The following is a 21,544-nucleotide window of genomic DNA, read 5'->3' as shown; positions in this document are numbered from 1 at the left end:
GGAAAAGATGAACCGAGAAGCACGTTTAAAACGACAAGAGAATATACGAAATTTCTCTATTATTGCACATATTGACCATGGGAAATCAACGCTTGCTGACCGTATTTTAGAGCAAACAAAATCTTTAACTTCCCGTGAGATGAAGGCACAGCTCCTCGACTCAATGGATTTAGAGCGTGAGCGAGGCATAACAATTAAGTTAAATGCAGTTCAATTAAAGTACGAAGCAAAAGACGGCGAAGTGTATACATTCCATTTAATCGACACACCAGGGCACGTCGATTTCACATATGAAGTATCACGTAGTTTAGCTGCTTGTGAGGGTGCCATTTTAGTTGTGGACGCAGCTCAAGGTATTGAAGCACAAACACTAGCAAATGTTTACTTAGCACTTGACAATGACTTAGAAATTTTACCTGTAATAAATAAAATTGATTTACCTGCAGCTGACCCTGAGCGTGTACGTCAAGAAGTAGAAGATGTAATCGGATTAGATGCTTCTGAAGCAGTTTTAGCTTCTGCAAAAGCAGGTATTGGTATCGAGGATATTCTGGAGCAAATCGTAGAGAAGGTACCAGCGCCAACAGGTGATCCAGACGCGCCACTACAAGCTTTAATTTTTGACTCGGTTTACGATGCCTATAAAGGTGTTATCATTTCGATTCGTGTCATCAATGGTACTGTCAAGCCTGGCGATAAAATTCGCATGATGGCAACAGGTGCAGAATTCGAGGTTATTGAAGTTGGGGTACATACACCAAAGGTTGTGCCACAGGCTGAATTAACAGTGGGTGATGTAGGTTATTTAACAGCATCTATCAAAAATGTAGGTGACACACGTGTAGGGGACACTGTAACCTATGCGAATCGTCCTGCAACTGAGCCATTAGCTGGTTATCGTCGCTTGAACCCAATGGTTTACTGTGGTTTGTATCCAATTGATACAGCCAAATATAATGATTTACGTGAAGCGTTAGAAAAGCTAGAGTTAAATGACTCTGCTCTACAATATGAGCCAGAGACATCGCAAGCACTTGGTTTTGGTTTCCGCTGTGGATTCTTAGGATTACTACATATGGAAATTATTCAAGAGCGTATTGAGCGTGAATTTAATATCGACTTAATTACAACAGCACCTTCCGTAATTTACAAGGTCCATATGACAGATGGTTCTGAACTTAAAGTCGATAATCCATCCTTTATGCCCGACCCGCAAAAAATTGATCGTGTTGAGGAACCCTATGTGAAAGCAACAATCATGGTACCAAATGATTATGTGGGAGCGGTTATGGAACTTTGTCAAATGAAGCGTGGTAATTTCATGACGATGGACTATATTGATACATCACGTGTAAGTATTATTTATGAAATGCCATTATCCGAAATTGTCTATGATTTCTTTGACTATTTAAAATCAAATACAAAGGGCTATGCATCATTCGACTATGAACTTATTGGTTACCAGCCATCGAAATTAGTGAAGATGGATATTTTACTAAATGGTGAGCAAGTCGATGCATTAAGCTTCATCGTACACCGTGATTTTGCCTATGATCGTGGCAAAATCATCGTAGAAAAATTAAAAGAATTAATCCCACGTCAACAATTTGAAGTACCAATTCAAGCAGCAGTTGGACAAAAAATCGTGGCACGTTCAACAATTAAAGCCATCCGTAAAAACGTATTAGCGAAATGTTACGGTGGAGATATTTCTCGTAAACGAAAACTTCTTGATAAACAAAAAGAAGGTAAAAAACGTATGAAACAAGTAGGCTCAGTCGAAGTCCCTCAAGAGGCATTCATGGCTGTGCTGAAGATGGATGATTCGAAGTAACATTGATGTAACAGCGTTTATAAGGGTTTAATCAAATTATTTTGTATCAGTTGGGTGGAGATTGTCACCGATTTGCACCGCATTTAAATTGTGCCAGCAATTTATAAATCTTTAGCGATGGAATTAAAAATATCGGCAGCATCTCTTGCCATCTTCTGTGTTAAATGGACATAGCGGTCTTCAGTAATTGCGGATCTGCTGTGTCCTAATCTTTTCTGAACAGTTTTTGTGGGTTGTCCACTTTCAATTAGCATAGTTAATAATAATGCCGAGATACTCGTTTTTATTGAGTACCTGGGCATTTTTTGTTTTGGCTACTATCAGCTGCTTTTTTTCAGTTTTCACAGAGTCTCGAATCTCCTACTTTTAATTAAGTTATCTTCTCCTTACTCTTTTTCTTTTCTTTTCAATTTTTCTAAATAATAAATAAACTATTGTAATTATAATATAAAGTATGACAAAATTTAGTATCAGATTATTTTCACTTTTACTGGCTATATATACGTATAACCCTACTACCACCGCTAAAATTAATGGTTTATATATTGAATTCATAATCAATCCACCTTTTCTCAGTATTAGAAATAATTTTACAATATTCTCTTGAAATATATAGTTTTTATATTAATATCTTAAATGTTAAGATGTAATTAATTAGCATATTAAGAATAAAAAGAAAAAAAGCATTTATTATGGTATCAAAGAAGATTTTATCAGCTTTCGCTGTTTCATCTTTAGTAGTTCATTCATTTTCAACAAATCTAGCAAGAACTACACAAGGTTGTATTCGCTGCACAAGTAAATTCTTTGGATGAATTTATAAAAGCTAAGAACGTGCTATTTAAAATCGCTATGGATATTAAAGAGGGTATTCTGACAGTTACAAGCACATTAAGAGCCGTATTCACAGGCGCATATAACAAGGCTGTCGAGCGTTCTAATATGAAGCAAAGTAAATCCCTGTCTATAGAAGAAACTCCTGCTAATGAACGTCCAGTACCTTTCTATAACTGGTTGAATGAACGTGATAGCCATCCACAATCAATAGTGCATGATAAACCCTAGTTAGAAAATTGGCTGGAATGACAAATGGAAATATTTATTAAAATTAATTATTTATAGGTATTATTAAACTAAAAGAGTTTCATTAAGAAGTATAATATTTGTGAAAATCATAGAGAGGGGAATTAATTTTAAATGAGAAAAGTGTACTTATTATTTGCGATTATCGGCACAGTATTTCCGTATTATTTTTTGGTGAAATTCTTGAAAGAAAACGGATTTGATTTAGGGTTATTAATAGATTTATTATTTACAAACTCAATATCCACCTTCTTCGCTGTTGACTTTTTTATTTCATGCTTTGTTTTTATAATCTTTATGTTCAATGAGTCAAGAAAATATAACATTAAAGAAAAGTGGATATGTCTATTAACTTTGTTTACAGTTGGTTTATCATTGGCATTACCGCTATTTTTGTTTTTCAGACAGCCGTACATAAAGAAAGAGGTGTTGTTAAACTCCAATGAAAGAACGTAAAAAAATATTGCATTTTTGGGATGTAGTGTTGATTTTGCGTTACATGGATGGCAAACGAAAGCTTTAATAATTCGTAAAAAGACCACTCCATAATTGAAGTGACCCCTAAAAGTTAGACATGGTTATTTCCTTAGGCAGCTTGAGTAAAATGAGTTCGGTATGGTAGTGACCCCTTAATTTATGCGTCTTTTTAGATAACGTATAGAAGAATTGTTGATGAAAGAAATGGTAACTTTTCTGCTGTGTATGAACAGAATATTATGTTCCATTCATAATTGCACATGGAAGTGGTAACGAAATAATTCCAAAAGTTTATCATAGTACTATTGATTGCCAGCAACCAACCAAAAAAAGGAATCACTATTTTGAGTGATTCCTTTTTTAGTGACACCTGTTTTTGGAATTTAGTAAAACAATAGAAAAAACTTAGCCAATAAAAAAATGGGGACTCCTACAATTATTACGCCTGCAAAGAAATAACAAAACAACATAAAAACATCGAAAACCGCACCGGCTAAATCATCAATGAATTTTAACATTTCATTTCCCTCCAAACATAATAAGTATTGGCATTAATAATCTCTTTATTACTTACCAATAAAGATACTGACCCATCGTAATGGTTTATTTAAAATCTATCCTAATGTCTTTTTTTTAATAATGTTTAAAGCCTCTTCCCACGCGATCAAGAGTCCCATATATTTCATAATGATGATTTTCATAAAATGTTAACGCTTGAAAGCTAATTGTGTCAACTTTAATGAAATCACACTGAGTATCCATTGCAATTTGTTCAATTGTTATCAATGGTTAGATCCATGCCCTAAACTATAAAGCTTTTCGTCTACCATTAGTGTGTGTATTTCCTAATATCGACCTTATAAATCTTTTGGAAAGTGTTTTACATTGTATGCATAGAGCATGTTATTGACATAAAATCTGTTTACATGTAGTTCTGGTAGAATCTGATAGGACATTTTTTACTCCTTTAGTCGAAATGGCAATGTTCGTTTCCAAATCATATGGTGATTATTTGTTCCCCAATAGTTTTCAAGGACAAAATCTGGCTGGCCAAATTTTTTCTGCCAGATGATTTGGGCTTGTTTATACCCACTATCTAAACAAAAACCAAGAACCCTTCGATTTTTTAACGTCATTAGCATTTTCTCTAATAGCATGGTGCCAATACCACGATTTTGATAGTTCGGATGAACAAATATGGTACCGATTTCTGGACATTGGGATAGATCTTCTTTGATCGTTTGTTGGATGATTTCGTTGGCTTCACCATATTCGATAGTGCCTATTATTTCATCGGTTTCTTCGCTCAAAGCTAACCAGAAAAATCTTTTTTCGCCCTGGCTCTCTAAATCCATTGCTACATACTGTTTTTTCGTTTTCCATTCATGCTGTTGATCGTCCACTAGCTCGGCAATGCCTTCTTTTGCAAAAGTATCTTGAATGACAAGAGAAAAGAATTGGTGTAACGCCTGGATGTCCGATTGGTTTGGACGTCTAATAAGTAATTTCATGATTGCTTGCTCCTTATGATGGGTGTCGTCTATGGTTTAGTAGGGATCGAGCTCGTTGCACATCCACATCTAGTAAACCATTTATATCTTGCTGTACTGTGGGCAATCGATCTAGTGCAAGCTGTAACCAATGATCGGAGGCATCATATTTTTCAGCATGCCATAGCAACTCTCCATAGCAAATGGCGGCTCGAATAAATGTGAGATGGTCATCCACCAGATTTGCTAAATGGGTGGCTTGTTTGAGACATTGTTCCCCTTGTGTTACCTTGCCATAATCCAAATAGCGAAGTGCTTTCAAAAATTCCGTGTTGGCTTGCTGTATTGTCTGTTCATTCGTATGTTGTGACATGACAGATCGCTCCCATCCGTTATTTTTGTGCCCGTTATGCATACTACCAGTCTATTTTTATGATTATAACATGTTCCCCTTAATTGGTTAATGATGGAATGTGTTAAAATGCAAAGAAAGACATTTGGCAACTAAAAGGAGGAAATCCCATTGAAAGATTTACAAAAGAAACTCGATGCAGTATTAGAGCAAATGCGTGATTTTATCGAAGAGTTTCAAGAGCGGGAATCAGCCTATCCAATGGTTTTTCATCATCAAGCCGAAGAGGATATTAGCCATTTTATGGATAGTGGATGGTCATTGCCAGCAGAGTATGTTTATTTTTTGAGACATTATGTCATTGAAAGGGTCACATGGGCTACAGGTGATTATATTAATCTAAAGATCTATGGAGCAAGAGATTTAATACGTGGGCAGGATGGCTATAATTATAATCCAGTGACAGATGAGGCGATTGTGGATTGGCCACATGATTATTTAGTCATCGCTACAGATGAAGGCGATCCCTATTGTCTGGATTTAACAAGAGGTGATACAGCTATTTTTACCGCTACTCATGGGACAGGCAGTTGGCATTTCTCAATGGCTTATGACAATCTAATTTTATTCCTTGAAAGTGTACTGATTCCACCTGGTTTAGAGGATATGCTGCCAGTAGAAAGTTCTGTAGCGTACTATGAACTAACTATTACTGGGGAAGGAAAAGATAAGCTAAAGACATTATTGTTGCTAAAAAAATTATTATCTTATGATTATTCACAAGCGAGAAAGGCTTTAGAGCAGCCCCCACTAGTAATTTATAGGGGAATTGAAGCAGGTGCCTTAAAGTTAGAGGCCGAGTTACAGCATATCCGTGCAGATTTTCAAAAAAAGAAAATCAGCTTAGCGGAATTTATTGGATGAGGAAAATCAAAAGGAATCACGAACATAGACGTGATTCCTTTGGACAGCTAAAGTTTAAATTGTTGTACTAAGTCATTTAATGTAGTCGCTTGCTCTTTTAATAATTTTGCACTAACCTCCACACTTTCCATGGAACTGCTAGATTGTTCAGTTGTGGCAGTCACTTGTTCAATTCCAGCCGCCGTTTCTTCCGATACAGCGGCAATCGTATCAATTGAAGCGTTAATAACGTGCGTATTCTCTAAAACAGCCGTCATGGAGTTCGCCATTGAATCTACTTTGATACTAATGGCTTCAATTATCTCTTTTAGATGATGGAAGGCCCCACCCATTACATCAATTTGGTGCGTACCAAATGCTACTTTTTGATAGCTATCCTCTAATGTTGCGACAACTTGCTTGGACGCTGATTGAATATCTATCACAATAGAGGTAATATTCGTGATGGAGAAATTAACCTGATCTGCTAGCTTCCGTACTTCACCTGCTACAACCGCAAAACCCCGACCATGTTCACCAGCTCTCGCTGCTTCAATGGCAGCATTTAGAGCGAGTAAATTCGTTTGTTCGGAAATATCCTTAATAACGTTCACAAGCTCCGTAATTTGATTAGCCTTACGATCAAGTCCTTGTACCATTTCTAAAGAATTTTTAATTTGCCTATCAATAATTGTCATCTGTTCAATGGAGGAAGTCATATGTTGGTTTCCCTCATTGGTGATGGTCAACATTTTTTGAGATTGATCTTTAATGTTGTCCCCTTCTGTTGCAACAACATGTATGGTTTTAGAGAACGCACTTATTTGTTCCAGCAATGATGTGGAAGAATGTGCTTGCTCTTCGACACCATTGGAAAGGTCGTTCATTGTAAGAGCGATTTGTCTTGAACCTATTCCAACTTCCTCAGCGGTATATGTCATTTCTTCACTTTGAACGGTCACCTGTTTAGAGACATTTACAATGTTGCTAATCATTGTAGCAAGATTTCCTTTTAGTTGAATTAATGAATTGTTTAATTGACCAATTTCATCCTTTCTGTTGACATTTATAGTGTCAATTTGAAGATTTCCTTCTGCAATCTCGCTAAGTTGGATTGCAATAGTTTTGATGGGTGATGCCAAATGCTTTGAAAATAATAGGGTGATAATGGTACCAATGATTAAAAAAATACCTATTGTCATCAGCATGGTATAAAGTATGGAATCAACAGGTTTATAGAAATCCATTGTATAGGTTGTAGCAACAATGATCCAACCCCAATCAGGTTCCATTTTACTATAAGCAATCTTTTCTTCGATTTTTTCTTCATTTGTTGGGTGCTGCCAATAATATGTTGTAAAGGTGCCCTCCGATTGTGAATGCTGGATGATATTCTGGATGTAAAGCTTACCTTTTGCATCTTCCATATCCCATGTGTTTTCATTTTCAAAAAGAGGACTTGCTACTTCAAGCCCTTGTTTATCTAAAACGAAAAAATAACCATTTTCTCCTAGATCCACAGGGTTTTCAATTTCTCGTGTGCCATCAGACTTTCTTGAACCGATTAAAGCAACTTTTGCTTGCTCTTGTGCTTCTTCAAGCGTCATTCTTCCTTTTTCAACTTCCTTATTCAAGCTATCGATCATGCGAATGGTCATTTCTACACTATTTTTCAAGGTAATTTCACCTGAGTTTGTAAGGTGTTCCTTTGATTGGCTATATCCAATGTATCCAATAATAAAAGAAGGTAATGCAAATAAAATCAATGATATACTAATGATTTTTTGTTTGATCGACTTCATAAATAGCTCCCTTTCATACTAAAGATAAAAAATAGACTGTCTAATTTATAGAAGATATATCGGGAAGGGATATTTAAAGTTTAGTTCTTTTTACTTACAAGGTAAACATAGGTAAAAATATTTAAAAAAGAGGTAAAAATACTTATAAATAGTTGTAATATGAAATGAAGAAAGGATGAAAATTAATAGAACATTAGAAACAACACGAGGGAATTGAATTTCCTCCGCGTTTACAACAACCAATGCAAAACGATTCACAGGAAGATGTAGAATTCCTCGTGATTTCGCAACCAAATAGCAGGGGAGACCGAGAGCTGCTTGAATCGTTCTACATTGAATTTCATTCTTTCGCATGAAGCTATTCTTATCAGCTGCTTGTATAGTAGGGAGTGTAAAGGGGTGCTTAAAAATGAAGATTACGAAGGTAAAATTATATGTTCACGATGTGCAAAAAATGGAGCAGTTTTATGTTGATTTGTTAGGCTTTGCTTTGCTAGAAAGAACAGCTGACCATTTTACAATAGCCGTGGGTGAAAGTAGGATAACATTTGAAAAGATTTATTCTTATATTCCAAAGCAGTATCATTTTGCATTAAATATTCCTAGCAACTTATTTCAACAGGCAAAAATTTGGGCAAAGGAGCATGTAGGTTTGCTGGATTCAGAGGGGCAGGATGAAGTCTATTTTGAATTTTTAAAAGCTTATTCATGTTATTTTTACGATCCTGAAGGCAATATAGTGGAGTTTATTGCAAGACAAGAAATAAATTCAAAACATGATGCAGCCTATTTTTCTACTGAGCAAGTGTTACATATTGGGGAAATCAATTTAACGACAGATGACATTCTAGCAATAGCTGAACAGTTAAAAAAATATGCTATAAAGCCTATAGCAAACAAGAAAATCCAACTAGATGGTCTTAATTTTCTGGGCAACTATGAAGACGGAGCCAATATACTATTAGGGCCGAGTGAACGTCTTTGGTATTTTTCTGATAAGAAAGCGGTAATCAGCCCGATTTGTATTGAACTAGATGAAGCTTTACAATTAAATATGGATGAAAAAGGTCAACTAACCCTTGTCCAACTCTAACATCATAAACTTATTATTGATTAAATATGCTTTATTTTGTATATTTATTCAAAATGAGGAGTGGTATTAGATGTATGTAATCAAAGAAACAAATCCGACGATAGAGTCGTATAAAGCATTGCACCAAACAACGGGCTGGAATGCAAAAGGGCTGTATACGTATGAACAATTATACAAGGCTATTTGCAATAGCTGGTTCAGTACGTCTATTTATGATGACGACAATCTAATTGGATATGGACGTATTATTTCTGATGGTATCTATCAAACCTTTATCTGTGATGTGATGGTGCACCCTGATTATCAGCGAAAAGGAGTTGGCACTATGGTGATGGATACTCTTTTAGAGCAATGTCAGAAAGAAAATATAAAATGGGTTCAATTATTTTGTGCTGAAGGTAAACAACCTTTCTATCAGAAGCTTGGATTTAAGGAACGTGAAATAAATGCTCCTGGTATGATGTTGTTTTATACGTAATGAATAAAGGAGCTAGAATCGTTGAAAGCAAAATGCTTAAAAATTTATGAATTTGGAAATCCGCAAGAGGTGGTAAGGCTAGAGAATAAAACCATTGCACCTCCACAAGGTCAAGAAATTCTTGTTCGCATGCTAGCAAGACCAATCAATCCCTCAGATTTAATACCGATATGGGGGAAATATGCTCATAGAATCACTTTACCAACAGTGCCTGGCTATGAAGGCGTAGGAATTATTGAAGATGTTGGACCACTTGTTTCACCCAAGCTTATTGGCCAGCGCGTATTACCATTACGGGGAGAGGGAACTTGGCAGGAAATAGTGAAAACTCAAGCTGATTTTGCAGTGTCTATTCCTGCCACAATGGATGATTTTACTGCAGCGCAAATGTATATTAATCCGATCACAGCTTTCGTAACTTGTTCAGAGGTTCTCCATTTACAATCAAACGATGTTTTATTAGTAAATGCATGTGGCTCAGCCATTGGACATCTCTATGCTCAACTTGCGAAATTGCTAGGATTTCAACTTATTGCAGTGACACGCAGTAATCAGCATACTGAAGAATTACAGCAACTTGGTGCAACTTTTGTCATCGATACCTCTCGAATGCCACTCTATGAAACCGTTATGGCATTAACAAATGGTAAGGGGGCAGATGCAGCAATTGATTCCATTGGAGGAGAGGCTGGCAATCAACTTGCGTTCTGCGTAAAGCCCGGTGGAATTTTTTTAGCCATTGGTCTTTTGTCGGGTATTCAGGTAAATTGGACAAACATTGTGAAGGAAGCAAAGGTACAAGCGAGGATGTTCCATTTGCGTCATTGGCAACATCAGACGTCAATAGAAAAATGGCAACAAACGATGCAACATCTTGTAAATCTTGTACATAATGGTTCACTAAAAATGATGAAAGTACATGCCCATTATCCATTACTGGACATTCATAAGGCAATCGATGCTGTTGAGAGGTCTAAAAAAGGAAAAGTATTTTTAACGAACGTTGACTAAGTAACATACTACTGTAGTAGGTCCACTATGGATGAGCTGCTACTGGTAGTATGTTTTTTTATAAGGAAGTGGATGTTTTCTTTAGTTGTGAAGGGGTAACCGTTCAAAGAGAGAGAAACCCCGCTCCAAAAGTGAGAACCTGCTTAGAAAGCGAGCCCCCGCTCCAAAAAAGTAAGAAAGGCGCTCAAAAGAAGCGAAGCCCCGCTCCAAAAAGAGAGGTAGCCGCTCAAAAGAAGCAAAGCCCCGCTCCAAAAAGAGAGGTAGCCGCTCAAAAGAAGCAAAGCCCCGCTCCAAAAAGAGAGGTAGCCGCTCAAAAGAAGTGAATACCCGCTCCAAAAAGAGAGAAAGCCGCTCAAAAGAAGTGAGGCCCCGCTCCGAAAAGTAAGAAAGGCGCTCAAAAGAAGTGAAGCCCCGCTCCAAAAGAGAGAGAGCTGCTCCAAAGAAGCGAGCCCCGCTCCGAAAAGTAAGAAAGGCGCTCAAAAGAAGTGAAGCCCCGCTCCAAAAAAGGAGAAAGGCGGTCAAAAGAAGCGAAGCCCCGCTCCAAAAAGAGAGAAAGCCGCTCAAAAGAAGTGAAGCCCCGCTCCAAAAGAGAGAACCTGCTTAGAAAGCAAGCCCTCGCTCCAAAAAGAGAGAGAGCCGCTCAAAAGAAGCGAAGCCCCGCTCGAAAAAGAGAGAAAGCTGCTCCAAAGAAGCGAGCCCCGCTCCGAAAAGTAAGAAAGGCGCTCAAAAGAAGTGAAGCCCCGCTCCAAAAAGAGAGGGAGCCGCTCAAAAGAAGTGAGCCCCCGCTCCAAAAAGTAAGAAAGTCGCTCAAAAGAAGTGAAGACCTGCTCCAAAAAGTAAGAAAGTCGCTCAAAAGAAGTGAAGCCCCGCTCCAAAAAGTAAGAAAGCCGCTCAAAAGAAGTGAAGACCTGCTCCAAAAAGAGAGAGAGCCGCTCAAAAGAAGTGAAGCCCGCTCCGAAAAGTAAGAAAGGCGCTCAAAAGAAGCGAAGCCCCGCTCCAAAAAGTAAGAAAGGCGCTCAAAAGAAGCGAGGCCCCGCTCCAAAAGAGAGAAAGCCGCTCAAAAGAAGTGAAGCCCCGCTCCAAAAAGAGAGAGGGCCGCTCAAAAGAAGCGAAGAACTGCTCTAAAAAGTAAGAAAGGCGCTCAAAAGAAGCGAAGCCCCGCTCCAAAAAGAGAGAGCCGCTCAAAAGAAGTGAAGCCCCGCTCCAAAAAGTAAGAAAGCCGCTCAAAGTAAGCAATCCCCCGCTCCGACCAAAAAAAAACACTTGCAATAGTAGTAACATATAATTTTATAAAATTACTAAATTGGTAATTAGAGGTATTAAAAGGTATGATAAGATTAGCTGTTTTTATATAAAGGAGTACAGAATATGGAGAAGATCAACCAATTAAAAAAGTCGATACAACAATTGAGTGAAGCTGATGCGAAGACGATGCTTCTTTTAACTTTAATAAATGAACAGTCAAGGGACAGCATGCTGCAGTTTTTATTACAGCAAGCTGAGGAGCGGGATCTATCAAAGGTACAAACGGTTCATATTGTATTCGGTCATTCACCTGGGGGGAGCTTGAAAGCAGCCTTTCGTCATACTGACTATGCTAAGACCGAGGAAATCATTGTTATGCCAGGTAATTTTTCTGTTGGTCCTTTGAAAGATGTACATACATGGGGCGGGATTGAAGCTCGTTTTCAATGGTTGGAAGAGCGTTATGTAATGGATGATGACGGATTGATCATTTTTGAGCGAGAGATGAAGGCAGCTGTAGAGAAAATAAAAAATATACCACCTCATCAGGAAATAATGATTTGGACTTGTCAAAATGCTCATGAACAAATAGGCCTTCGACTGGTTTTGGCGATGCTCGAACAAAAAATAAATGATATCTATGTATTAGACACTTTTCAGTTATTTCATGAGTTGTATACTTTACCACAGTTAGCAGAGGATAATTATCCAAGATCCACTGGAGAGGTCAGCACAGAGAATTTACTTTATTTTTATGAACAATCTCAAGGACGGCCATTAAAAAAAGCATTGCGGGAGTCCTTATGCAAAGAAGGTTTAAATTTGTTAATGGATGATTACCATTGCATACACACCTGGCAATATCATGAACTTTGGGGCAATAACAATGAAGATAGAGAGGATGACTTTATTATTGCCTGTGCTAGACGTTTACAGGAAGAGCAAGAGGAAGTCCACTATCAAGTTGCAGCTAGGTTAATTGGAGAGGTACTGGGTCATATGGAAGAATTGAGAGAGGTTGAATGGATTGAATATCGTCTGCGCCAATTAATTCAGCAAGGGGTTTTTTCTTATCAAGGCGAGCTACAAGGAATGCTACATTACAAAGTAAAATTAGCAGAAATGCAATGAACTGTAATCCTTCATGATTTTTATGCTATAATTTTTCTGATATAGACGGTTAGAAGGAGTGAGATCATTGTTAAAAACAGAAGTATTTGAACAATTAAAAACGGCAATGAGAGAGAAAGATACTTTAGCGAAGGGTGTATTATCTCTTTTAAAGTCAGCATTAGATTCTGCTGAAAAAGAAAAGGGAGAGACATTGACACCTGAGGAAGAAATGGCCATTATTAATCGTGAGGTCAAACAAACGAATCAGGCTTTAGAAGGTGCACAAACGGCTGGGCGAGCAGACCTGATTGAAAAAGAGGAAGCCAAATTGACACTTTTGAAATCTTTTTTACCAAAGCAATTATCAGAAGAAGAAATTGCAGAGAAATTAGTGGCAGCGGGTGTTGAAAAAGGAATGAACATGGGCGAAGCCATGAAAATTGCTAAACCATTGCTTACAGGTCAAGCTGAAGGTGCCGTTATTTCAAAAGTTGTGAAAAGCATTATTGCCTAATCTTCTACCATTTTGTTAGGAGCTTTTTAAAGTTTTGCAGTATAATTCTATATTTTAAAATCACACAAAGAAATCCGCAATGCCCGATTATGGCATTGCGGATTTGTTCATTTTATAACTTGAATTTTTGAATGATATTGTGGAGTTGTTGAGCCATTTCAGCTAAGTTATTAGAAGAAGCAGTTATTTCTTCGATACTTGCGGATTGTTCCTCAGAGGCAGCTGCTACGTTTTGAATATTGCCCGAAGCTTGTACAGCTACAACGCCAACTTGTTCAACAGAACTAGCGATACTGCTAACACCTTCATTGATATTGGACATCACGTTTTTGACATGGTCCATTTCTCTCGTCAGTGCAGTGACTTGGGAATAGATATCAGCAAATGCCTCTCCAGATGCATTGAAAGTTGTTGAGCTTTCGGCAAGATTACTGCTACTGATAGCCATAGATTTGACGGCTTGTGCAGATTCTTCTTTAATCGTTTCAATTCGAGTACGAATACTGTTTGTTGCCTCTAATGATTGATCAGCTAACTTACGCACTTCCTCCGCTACAACTGCAAAGCCTTTACCGTGTTCGCCTGCACGCGCTGCCTCAATCGAAGCATTTAAAGCAAGTAAATTGGTTTGATCCGTAATTTGCGTAATCAATGTCACAATATCACCAATTTCATTTGTGTACGTGCTTAATCGTTCTACGACAGTTGCTGATTCTTGGATGGCTTGGGATGTCACGGCCATTTTTTCAGTTGCATCTTGGATCGTTGTATTGCCTTTTTCTGATATAGCAGATGCTTGGAATGCCTTATCTGTAACATCAGTTACACTTGTCACAACCTCTGACATTTTGCTTGAAATGGTTGTAATATGATTTTCCACTTCCTCAATCGAAGAGGTTTGCTTCTCAGAACCCGCTGCCACCTCTTGCATAGAAGAGGTAATTTGCTGAATGGATGCACTTGTTTGTTCGGAGCTTGCTGTTAATTCCTCCGACATTGCGGCTACTTGTTCAGCGTTTTGGGCGATTTGTTTAATTAATGAACGCAAATCTTCCGTCATATTTTCAATGCCTGATGAAAGCTGGGCAATTTCATTGGAACCTTTTATTTGAAGTGGTTCGACAGCTAAATCACCCTGTGCAACTTGACCAACATAGCGCGTCATTTTTTTGATTGGCTTCGTAATGCCCACACTAATAAAGTAAGCAACGATTATACCAAAAATCACAAAGACAATCGTTAAAATAATACAAATCCAAAGTGTTTCCGTTTGTAGCTTAGAAATGAAGGAAGCATCCATATCTAAACCGAAAATAATATCCGTATCTTTAAAAGGGATAAAAATGGACTTATGGATACCGTATTCATCCTTGTAAATATCACTCGTTTGAGTGGTGCCAGTGGCTACGGCTTCATGCATTTCTTTACTAAATACATAATCTTGCTGATGATTGTCGGTATTACTTAGAGCGATGATATGCTCTTTACCATTTGCTTTAGAAAGGACATAGGCGTTTTCGACATCATATTTTTTAACCGTAGCATTCAATTGATCTAAAAGTTTTTTATATTTGTCAGGGCTACCGTTATCCGCTGCTTTTACATCATTTTTCTCAATATCTTCAAAAATCGTATTCGATGTAATCTCTAAAGTAGATTCGAATTGTTTAATAACAAAATTGTCAATAATGCGGTAAGAAACTGCAAATAACACAACACTAAAGAGCAAGGAAATAATCGCTATTGGAATAGTGAAACTAGCAATATATTTATAGAGTAAAGAACTCTTAAATTTAGTGACGATACGCAATGTGTGACGCCTCCAGTACTTTAAGCTTTTGCTGTAAGAAATGAATCATATTAGGGATATGGTCTGTCTCCGTATAAGGTGAAATGGAGAAGAATTTTGCCGCTGCAACCGGAACCTGTTGTGTTGTATCACTCGTGCTAACCGTGCAGACACGCGTTGTGTCACCATAGAATACTTCGTCTCGACCTTCTCCGATAATTTCAAAAAATGAAGCGTTCATGCCGTTTATGTGTTCAATTTGGTCTTGTGTATAATGACCAGCCTGTTCAGCTTGCCAATTCATGCCGTCTGGATATAAACGAAACGCTGTGACTGGCCCAATATTGGCTTCATTAACTACCTGTAGCATAGGGGTTTTCTCAGTTAATTGTGCACGGAATGCTAAATTCACCCGTACATAATTAGCTAATAGTTGTTGATAGCCTTCTTTACCAAACGCCTGCAATGCAGCAAAAATAGCGATGGAGCTACCCATACGAGAGCATTCTAATGTATAACCAGTATGATAAGAGCCATAACCACGATTGCCGACATATGGCGTATCAAAGTCTTCAATATCCAGTAGCTGTAAACTTTTACCTTCCTTAATTAAGAATAGGCTAGTTAAATAAGGTGTTTGTCCAAGCTTTTGGAAGTCAAAGCACAGGCTATCTGCAATGGCTAGATGTTGCATACGTTCATGGATTTGTACTAAACCTTGTAAAACCTCCACCTCGAATTGGAGTGGATTTTTATTAAAATCATAATCATTGAAGAAGGCATAAAAACCACCTAAAGCCGAATCAGCATGAATATGTACTGGTTGTAAGTTGTATTTCTTTTCAAGCGTTGTTGTGACTTCTTTGATGGCTTGTACATCATCAATACCAAATTGATCAGTTGCACCTGTTGTCGCTACTACATAGACGGGAATGCCGCCATTTTCGATGACTTCTGTCATACGTGCACGTAAGTCTTCCACATCCATCGAGTGATCTTTGCCTGCTTTTACACGCACTAAGTGTTTACTACCAATCCCTACTGCTTCTACCGATTTTAAAAGACTGTAATGGGCATTCTCTGAAGCAAAGCAATATAAATTATTAGGAACACCATCTTCTTTTGCTTGAGGGAATTGTTTTGCAATGGCAAGACGAAGTCCACTGAAAACGGCACCTTGTCCACCCCATGTTGTATAGCCAAAGCTTTTTGTATAATCATAGCCTACTAATTTAGACATCATGGCTACTACTTTAACCTCACACTCAGCGGCAGCAGGACCATAAACATCCCATAAATTATTGCCATTCAATAGCGCATTCGTAAACTGGCCTAACACACCAGGAATACTTGCCATTGGTAAAACATTGGTAACAAAGTTACGTGTATGATAAGGATGTCCTTGCATTAAATGTGTCAATTCTTTTACAACTTGTTCTAGCCCAATACCAGTTGTTGGCACTTGATGTTCTTGTATAAGCTCTTGATAAAAATTAGCAGATCGTTCTTTTATTGGGCCAAGAGTTGTCTTATTTGGATTCTTTAATTCATCTAATGAGGAAACAATTTTCTCTAATAGGGATAAAAAATTCTCTCTTTGTTGGATATTTCCATCTTCGCTCTGGAATAATTGTTGGATATTTTGCATATTCATCATCCTTTTATAGTTCATATTTCCTCTATTTTTACCTAAATAAAAATAGGACATTATACTAAAGGTATAATAGCATATTTTAGCAGAGATGGTGATTATATTTTACTGAAAAAATATTTATAGACATTTCTGAAAAATTAAACATCTAATGACATTATATAACTGTATTGTTTTAATTATGGAGTAGTAGGCTTTATGCGATGTGGAAAGCAAAATTTGAAGAGAGTGAGAAAGTTATACAAATTATAATGATAAGACTATATAAAAAGTGGGAAGAACTGCTGCTTTTTATATAGTAAGAATCTGCACAAAAGGAGGTGCAGATTCTTAGCGGCGTGTATCATTCGGAATAGTTGAGAAGCTCATCTACCGTGACGAATGTATAGCCCTCATCTGTAAGGGATTGAAGAATTCCTTCTATTGCCTGTAGTTCATTGTCAGTTTGATCATACATAGGGTGCATTAAAATGATGGAGCCTGGTTGAATAGTTTCTTTTACATAATTTATTTTATCCGCTGCCTTTGTAAAGAAGGTATCAGGCTCTAGGTTCCATGTAATGGTCTCGCGTTGATGTTTATTTAAGTAATAGGGAAAGCCAATCAACTTTTTACCATATGGTGGTCTTACAACGGGTGTTTCTTGATAGCCGGTATTGGCAATAAGGGCATCCGTTTTTTCTATTTCATTTTTAATAAAGGAAGGGCTTTTTAAGACCATACGTTTATGCGAATACGTATGATTACCTAGTTGATGTCCTGCCTCCACTATTTTTTTAGCTTCTTCTGGATGTTGCTCAATGTCCTGTCCAATTAGAAAAAAAGTGGCTTTTACTTGGTAGTCGTCTAGTAACGATAAAATAGCGCCAGTATTGTCAGTTGGTCCGTCATCAAATGTCAATGCAACGACCTTTTCCTGAGTATCCACCCGAGACGTAATAGGACCAAACAATTGAAAGTCACGAGCATTCATTAATTTATAGGCTGAAAATGCTAAAGTAAAGATTAAGATAAGTCCGATGCTGATATAAGCTAGTTTCCTTTTCATTCACTGTCTCCTCTCTCACCATAAAGGATATATGGTTTTAATGTATGTTATCTCGAATACAATATCAATGTTGTTACTTCTTGATCGTCATTAGCTGTTTGAACACCAAAAAAATAACCATACTACAGTGGAGGTGAAAACATGTATAAATTATTAACACATAATGATTTAGACGGAGTAGGGTGTGGAATTTTAGCCAAGCTTGCTTTTAACGATAAGGTAAAGATACGCTACAACTCCATTACAGCACTTGATCGCGAAATCGAATTCTTTTTGGAGAACGACCAACAGAAAACATTTTTGTTTATTACAGATCTTTCTCCAAATGAAGCGAATGAAAAAAGGATTCATGATTATTATCAGGCGACTGGTAATGTGCAATTGCTGGATCATCATAAGACAGCACTCCATTTAAATCAATATGAATGGGGAAAGGTAGTAGTTGAGGATGAGCAAGGCTTTTTAACGTCAGCTACATCTTTATTTTATCAATACCTGGTGACCCATGGACTATTAGAAAAAACAGAAGCCATTTCAGAATTTGTAGAGTTAGTAAGACAATACGATACATGGGAATGGGAAAAGAACGGGAATTTTCAAGCGCAAAGATTAAATGCACTGTTTTTTCTAGTGTCTATTGAAGAGTTTGAAGAGAAAATGCTTGAACGTTTAAAAATAAGTGATCATTTTGACTTTGATGAATTTGAAAAGAAAATTTTAAGCATGGAAGAAGAAAAAACAGAGCGTTACATTCGGCGTAAGAAACGTGAACTTATTCAAACCAATTTGGGCGATTTCTATGCTGGGGTTGTCTATGCAGAATCCTATCTTTCTGAGCTTGGCAATGAATTGGGAAAGGAAAATACGCATCTTGATTATATTGCGATGATCAATATGGGCAGTAAAAAAATATCCTTTCGAACAGTCCATGATCATATCGATGTGTCAGCTATTGCTGCCACATATGGCGGAGGTGGGCATCAAAAGGCTGCTGGCTGCTCATTAACGGTGGAAGCTTACAAGCAGTTTGTGGTGGACACATTCCATATAGAGCCTATTCCAGAGGATGCAAAAAGAAATCGTTATAACGTAAAGGGATCTACATTTGGAACTTACTATAAAAATCAGCAAGATGAAATGTTTAGGCTCTATTCAAACGATGAGGTTGACTGGATAATTGAAAAAAATAACACGCCACTGCCACAAACCTTTGCAAGCTATAATGAAGCGGAGTGGTATTTAAAACGAAACAATCAAGCGTGGCTAGTAAGGGATGATCTCTTTGTGGACCATTTAATGCAGGAAGTCAATAAAGTTCGTCATCTACATAAAGGGATGTAATATTCCTTTTATACATAATGAATCTTCGGCCTAGCTTGTAATCAAGGTTATATAATGCTTTATTGAGCACTACAATGAATCATAACGATTTTTATAAAAATGAGGTGTACTGTTGTCCAATGATATACTTCGAGTTGTGGATTTGGATAAGGAAAATCGGAGAAGTAAGAAATGGCTTATTGTTGTGATCCTTTTATTAATGGTTGCTAGTGGATTGGTACTGTATTTATGGTGGGATCAGGATGTGGATTTTGAAGCCTATAAAACAGTGGTAGGGGAAACAGCTAACAATAGCTTAGGGCGGTTAACATTAAATGAAGTGATAATAGATGACAATCAAATTTTACTGAATGCAACATACGAACCTGTAAAAGAATTTTCGCCAGATTATCAAGTATTTTTCTTTCCACAAATACTCGTCAATGGTCAAGATTATATGGTTCGTAATGGAGGCCAGTCCATTGCAAAGTCTGCCAACGTCTATACGATATACAATAGCATTAAAATGGATGATTTTCCGACAGATGAGCATTTAGAATTAGTTATTCGTTATAAAGATTGGAATGTGGAAACACCAATTGATAAGCCGTGGGAATTTCAGGTAGATGCTTCTCAAGAGCAATTACAAGAGGATCGTGAAATCTTTTCCATTGATAAAAAAGTGAAGCATGTCGATCAGCAGGAAATAACGATTGACAAAATAGTCTCCACACCCATTTCGACAACCATTTATTTTCATGCTGAACAAAGTGTTGTCAATGAGGCATTACACTTTAAAATCCAATCAAAAGCAGGACAATCATGGACCTTTGCAACACCCTATCCATTAAATAAAGAGGGTACAAGGTGGGGGAGCCGTGTAGATGCACTGTATCTAACAGAAAGAAATTATACATTAATTCCAATCAATAAAGAGGGCAAGAAAGTGGGTTCGGCGATAAAAATAAAGAAAGATTAATGGGTAAGTAAATTTTACAAACTCTTAATCTGAAAAAATCTCCTTTCCGTGTAAGATGAAAGAAAAGATATGGAAAGTAGTGGAGAGTTTGCGAACGCTATGGGAGATTTTTTTCGTTGCTTTAAAATTGGGCTGCACCTCGTTCGGGGGGCCAACAGCTCATCTCGGTTATTTTCAACAGGAATATGTACAGAAGCGCAAATGGCTTTCCACACATGATTATGGTCAACTCGTTATGTTAAGTCAATTTTTGCCTGGTCCTGCATCCAGTCAGGTGGGGATGGGGGTTGGTTTACTTAGAGGCGGAGTATTAGGAAGCTTTCTATCATTTCTTGGTTTTACTTTACCCTCTGTGTTGATACTTATCCTTTTTGCCTATTTCTCCATATATACAGAGCTTAAGATGGATTGGATTCATGGTTTGAAGTTAGTAGCAGTGGCGATTGTTGCCCATGCTATTTTTGATATGAGCAAAAAAATACTCTCGACAAAATGGCATTGGTCGATTGCTTTATTGACATTGATAACAGTGTTAACATGGATACATCCATTTGCACAAATCGCAGCAATATTGATAGCTGCGTTTTTAGGTTTTCAACTGCTAAAAAATGACGACGAGGGTAATACGTCAACATTGGTTTATATACCTATTTCAAAAACCACCGGCATTGTTTTACTAGCGCTTTTTTTCATGTTACTCCTAGGTTTACCTATAATAAGCGCTTTATGGCAACATGAATGGATCGCCATGATGGAGAAGTTTTATCTTGCAGGTGCCTTAGTATTTGGTGGCGGTCACGTTGTTTTACCTTTACTAGAAACACAATTTGTTCAGAGTGGTCAAATAAGTACCTCCGATTTTCTAGCTGGCTACGGTATGACACAGGCAGTTCCGGGACCTTTATTTACATTTGCTGCGTATATCGGTATGGTCATTGCTGGCGTCCCAGGGGCGATTATTGCTACTTTCGCGATATTTCTACCAGCATTTTTGCTAGTGATCGGGGCGCTACCATTTTGGATTAGCCTAAGTCGTATTGCTCGACTTAGAGGTGCGATGGCAGGCGCCAATGCGGCGGTCGTTGGTATACTAGCTGCAGCTTTTATTCATCCCATTGTGACACAAACCATCCTCAGCACGTTAGATATTTTCATAGTCGCTGTCTTTTTATGGTGTTTAATTCGATGGGAAATACAGCCTTACTTATTGGTGCTTTTAGGTATAGTAGTAGGAATCATTTGTTATACATGAATTACCTTATTTCAAGTGCTCGATTTTACCCTTAACTATTTGGGGAAAATCGGGTTTTTTTGTCTTTCTCTTTTTCAACTCTATTCACATTTTGTTCATAAAAAAATCCA

The 21,544-nt window shown here is 37.5% G+C and carries 20 protein-coding genes and 1 pseudogene; 13 read left to right on the top strand and 8 right to left on the bottom strand.

What is annotated here, in order from left to right; all coding sequences use genetic code 11:
• The first annotated feature begins 7 nt into the window (after positions 1 to 7).
• Positions 8 to 1,834 carry a translation elongation factor 4 gene (gene lepA / locus JTI58_RS00610; RefSeq protein WP_205444516.1) on the top strand — a complete coding sequence of 609 codons (1,827 nt, stop codon included), beginning with the start codon at positions 8 to 10 and terminating at the stop codon, positions 1,832 to 1,834.
• A gap of 101 nt (positions 1,835 to 1,935) precedes the next feature.
• Here the strand turns inward: lepA and JTI58_RS25170 are convergent, their stop codons facing one another.
• A complete protein-coding gene (locus JTI58_RS25170) occupies positions 1,936 to 2,088 on the bottom strand; it encodes a hypothetical protein (protein WP_431844405.1) in 153 nt (50 codons plus the stop codon).
• A 553-nt stretch (positions 2,089 to 2,641) separates the two neighbouring features.
• On the opposite strand from JTI58_RS25170, the gene JTI58_RS00605 reads away from it, so the two are divergent.
• Positions 2,642 to 2,899: a hypothetical protein gene (locus JTI58_RS00605; RefSeq protein ID WP_243456265.1), complete on the top strand. Its 258-nt coding sequence runs from the start codon at positions 2,642 to 2,644 to the stop codon at positions 2,897 to 2,899.
• Positions 2,900 to 3,031: 132 nt separating this feature from the next.
• Positions 3,032 to 3,373 (top strand): DUF2834 domain-containing protein, encoded by a 342-nt coding sequence (locus JTI58_RS00600; protein ID WP_205444515.1) that lies wholly within the window; start codon positions 3,032 to 3,034, stop codon positions 3,371 to 3,373.
• Positions 3,374 to 4,027: 654 nt separating this feature from the next.
• Here the strand turns inward: JTI58_RS00600 and JTI58_RS25165 are convergent.
• The 3 genes and pseudogenes from JTI58_RS25165 to JTI58_RS00590 all read right to left on the bottom strand — a co-directional run bounded on the left by JTI58_RS25165 (position 4,028) and on the right by JTI58_RS00590 (position 5,257).
• Positions 4,028 to 4,350 (bottom strand): annotated as a pseudogene (locus JTI58_RS25165) (GNAT family N-acetyltransferase).
• Positions 4,351 to 4,353: 3 nt separating this feature from the next.
• On the bottom strand, positions 4,354 to 4,905 hold the full coding sequence (locus JTI58_RS00595) for a GNAT family N-acetyltransferase (RefSeq protein ID WP_431844390.1): 552 nt from the start codon (positions 4,903 to 4,905) through the stop codon (positions 4,354 to 4,356).
• Between the two features lie 13 nt (positions 4,906 to 4,918).
• Positions 4,919 to 5,257: a hypothetical protein gene (locus JTI58_RS00590; RefSeq protein WP_205444513.1), complete on the bottom strand. Its 339-nt coding sequence runs from the start codon at positions 5,255 to 5,257 to the stop codon at positions 4,919 to 4,921.
• A gap of 150 nt (positions 5,258 to 5,407) precedes the next feature.
• Between JTI58_RS00590 and JTI58_RS00585 the strand changes: the two genes are divergently transcribed.
• Entirely contained in the window at positions 5,408 to 6,160 is a 753-nt protein-coding gene (locus JTI58_RS00585) for an SMI1/KNR4 family protein (protein ID WP_205444511.1), read from the top strand.
• 47 nt (positions 6,161 to 6,207) lie between these two features.
• On the opposite strand, the gene JTI58_RS00580 is transcribed toward JTI58_RS00585, so the two are convergent.
• Positions 6,208 to 7,941: a methyl-accepting chemotaxis protein gene (locus tag JTI58_RS00580; RefSeq protein ID WP_205444510.1), complete on the bottom strand. Its 1,734-nt coding sequence runs from the start codon at positions 7,939 to 7,941 to the stop codon at positions 6,208 to 6,210.
• Positions 7,942 to 8,350: 409 nt separating this feature from the next.
• On the opposite strand from JTI58_RS00580, the gene JTI58_RS00575 reads away from it, so the two are divergent.
• The 6 genes from JTI58_RS00575 (at position 8,351) to JTI58_RS00550 (ending at position 13,395) form a co-directional block, all read left to right on the top strand.
• Positions 8,351 to 9,034, top strand: coding sequence for a VOC family protein (locus JTI58_RS00575; protein WP_205444508.1), 684 nt, complete (start codon positions 8,351 to 8,353; stop codon positions 9,032 to 9,034).
• Positions 9,035 to 9,104: 70 nt separating this feature from the next.
• Positions 9,105 to 9,512: a GNAT family N-acetyltransferase gene (locus JTI58_RS00570; RefSeq protein ID WP_205444506.1), complete on the top strand. Its 408-nt coding sequence runs from the start codon at positions 9,105 to 9,107 to the stop codon at positions 9,510 to 9,512.
• Positions 9,513 to 9,533: 21 nt separating this feature from the next.
• Entirely contained in the window at positions 9,534 to 10,523 is a 990-nt protein-coding gene (locus JTI58_RS00565; RefSeq protein WP_205444505.1) for a zinc-dependent alcohol dehydrogenase family protein, read from the top strand.
• Positions 10,524 to 11,008: 485 nt separating this feature from the next.
• On the top strand, positions 11,009 to 11,488 hold the full coding sequence (locus JTI58_RS00560) for a hypothetical protein (protein ID WP_205444503.1): 480 nt from the start codon (positions 11,009 to 11,011) through the stop codon (positions 11,486 to 11,488).
• A 403-nt stretch (positions 11,489 to 11,891) separates the two neighbouring features.
• Positions 11,892 to 12,899, top strand: a complete 1,008-nt coding sequence (locus JTI58_RS00555; RefSeq protein ID WP_205444502.1) for a DUF1835 domain-containing protein — start codon at positions 11,892 to 11,894, stop codon at positions 12,897 to 12,899.
• A gap of 67 nt (positions 12,900 to 12,966) precedes the next feature.
• On the top strand, positions 12,967 to 13,395 hold the full coding sequence (locus tag JTI58_RS00550; protein WP_205444501.1) for a GatB/YqeY domain-containing protein: 429 nt from the start codon (positions 12,967 to 12,969) through the stop codon (positions 13,393 to 13,395).
• A gap of 112 nt (positions 13,396 to 13,507) precedes the next feature.
• Here JTI58_RS00550 and JTI58_RS00545 read toward each other — a convergent pair whose 3' ends face one another.
• From JTI58_RS00545 to JTI58_RS00535, 3 genes are all read right to left on the bottom strand, one after another.
• Complete coding sequence (locus JTI58_RS00545) at positions 13,508 to 15,205, bottom strand: methyl-accepting chemotaxis protein (RefSeq protein WP_205444500.1); 1,698 nt, start codon at positions 15,203 to 15,205, stop codon at positions 13,508 to 13,510.
• A complete protein-coding gene (locus JTI58_RS00540) occupies positions 15,189 to 16,832 on the bottom strand; it encodes a pyridoxal phosphate-dependent decarboxylase family protein (RefSeq protein WP_205444499.1) in 1,644 nt (547 codons plus the stop codon). The genes JTI58_RS00545 and JTI58_RS00540 overlap by 17 nt, the downstream gene beginning before the upstream one ends.
• 346 nt (positions 16,833 to 17,178) lie before the next feature.
• Positions 17,179 to 17,883, bottom strand: a complete 705-nt coding sequence (locus tag JTI58_RS00535; RefSeq protein ID WP_205444497.1) for a polysaccharide deacetylase family protein — start codon at positions 17,881 to 17,883, stop codon at positions 17,179 to 17,181.
• A gap of 141 nt (positions 17,884 to 18,024) precedes the next feature.
• Between JTI58_RS00535 and JTI58_RS00530 the strand changes: the two genes are divergently transcribed.
• From JTI58_RS00530 to chrA, 3 genes are all read left to right on the top strand, one after another.
• The gene (locus JTI58_RS00530; RefSeq protein WP_205444495.1) at positions 18,025 to 19,224 is read left to right on the top strand and encodes a DHH family phosphoesterase; all 1,200 of its coding nucleotides are present in this window, start codon (positions 18,025 to 18,027) and stop codon (positions 19,222 to 19,224) included.
• 112 nt (positions 19,225 to 19,336) lie between these two features.
• A complete protein-coding gene (locus tag JTI58_RS00525; protein WP_205444494.1) occupies positions 19,337 to 20,182 on the top strand; it encodes a DUF4179 domain-containing protein in 846 nt (281 codons plus the stop codon).
• 55 nt (positions 20,183 to 20,237) lie between these two features.
• Positions 20,238 to 21,434 (top strand): chromate efflux transporter, encoded by a 1,197-nt coding sequence (gene chrA / locus JTI58_RS00520; protein ID WP_205444492.1) that lies wholly within the window; start codon positions 20,238 to 20,240, stop codon positions 21,432 to 21,434.
• Positions 21,435 to 21,544: the final 110 nt, after the last annotated feature.

It is taken from the genome of Lysinibacillus fusiformis (genome assembly GCF_016925635.1).
GTDB lineage: Bacteria > Bacillota > Bacilli > Bacillales_A > Planococcaceae > Lysinibacillus > Lysinibacillus fusiformis_F.
The sequence above is the reverse complement of the archived record's forward strand: the minus strand, read 5'-3'. Positions and strand labels throughout refer to the sequence as shown.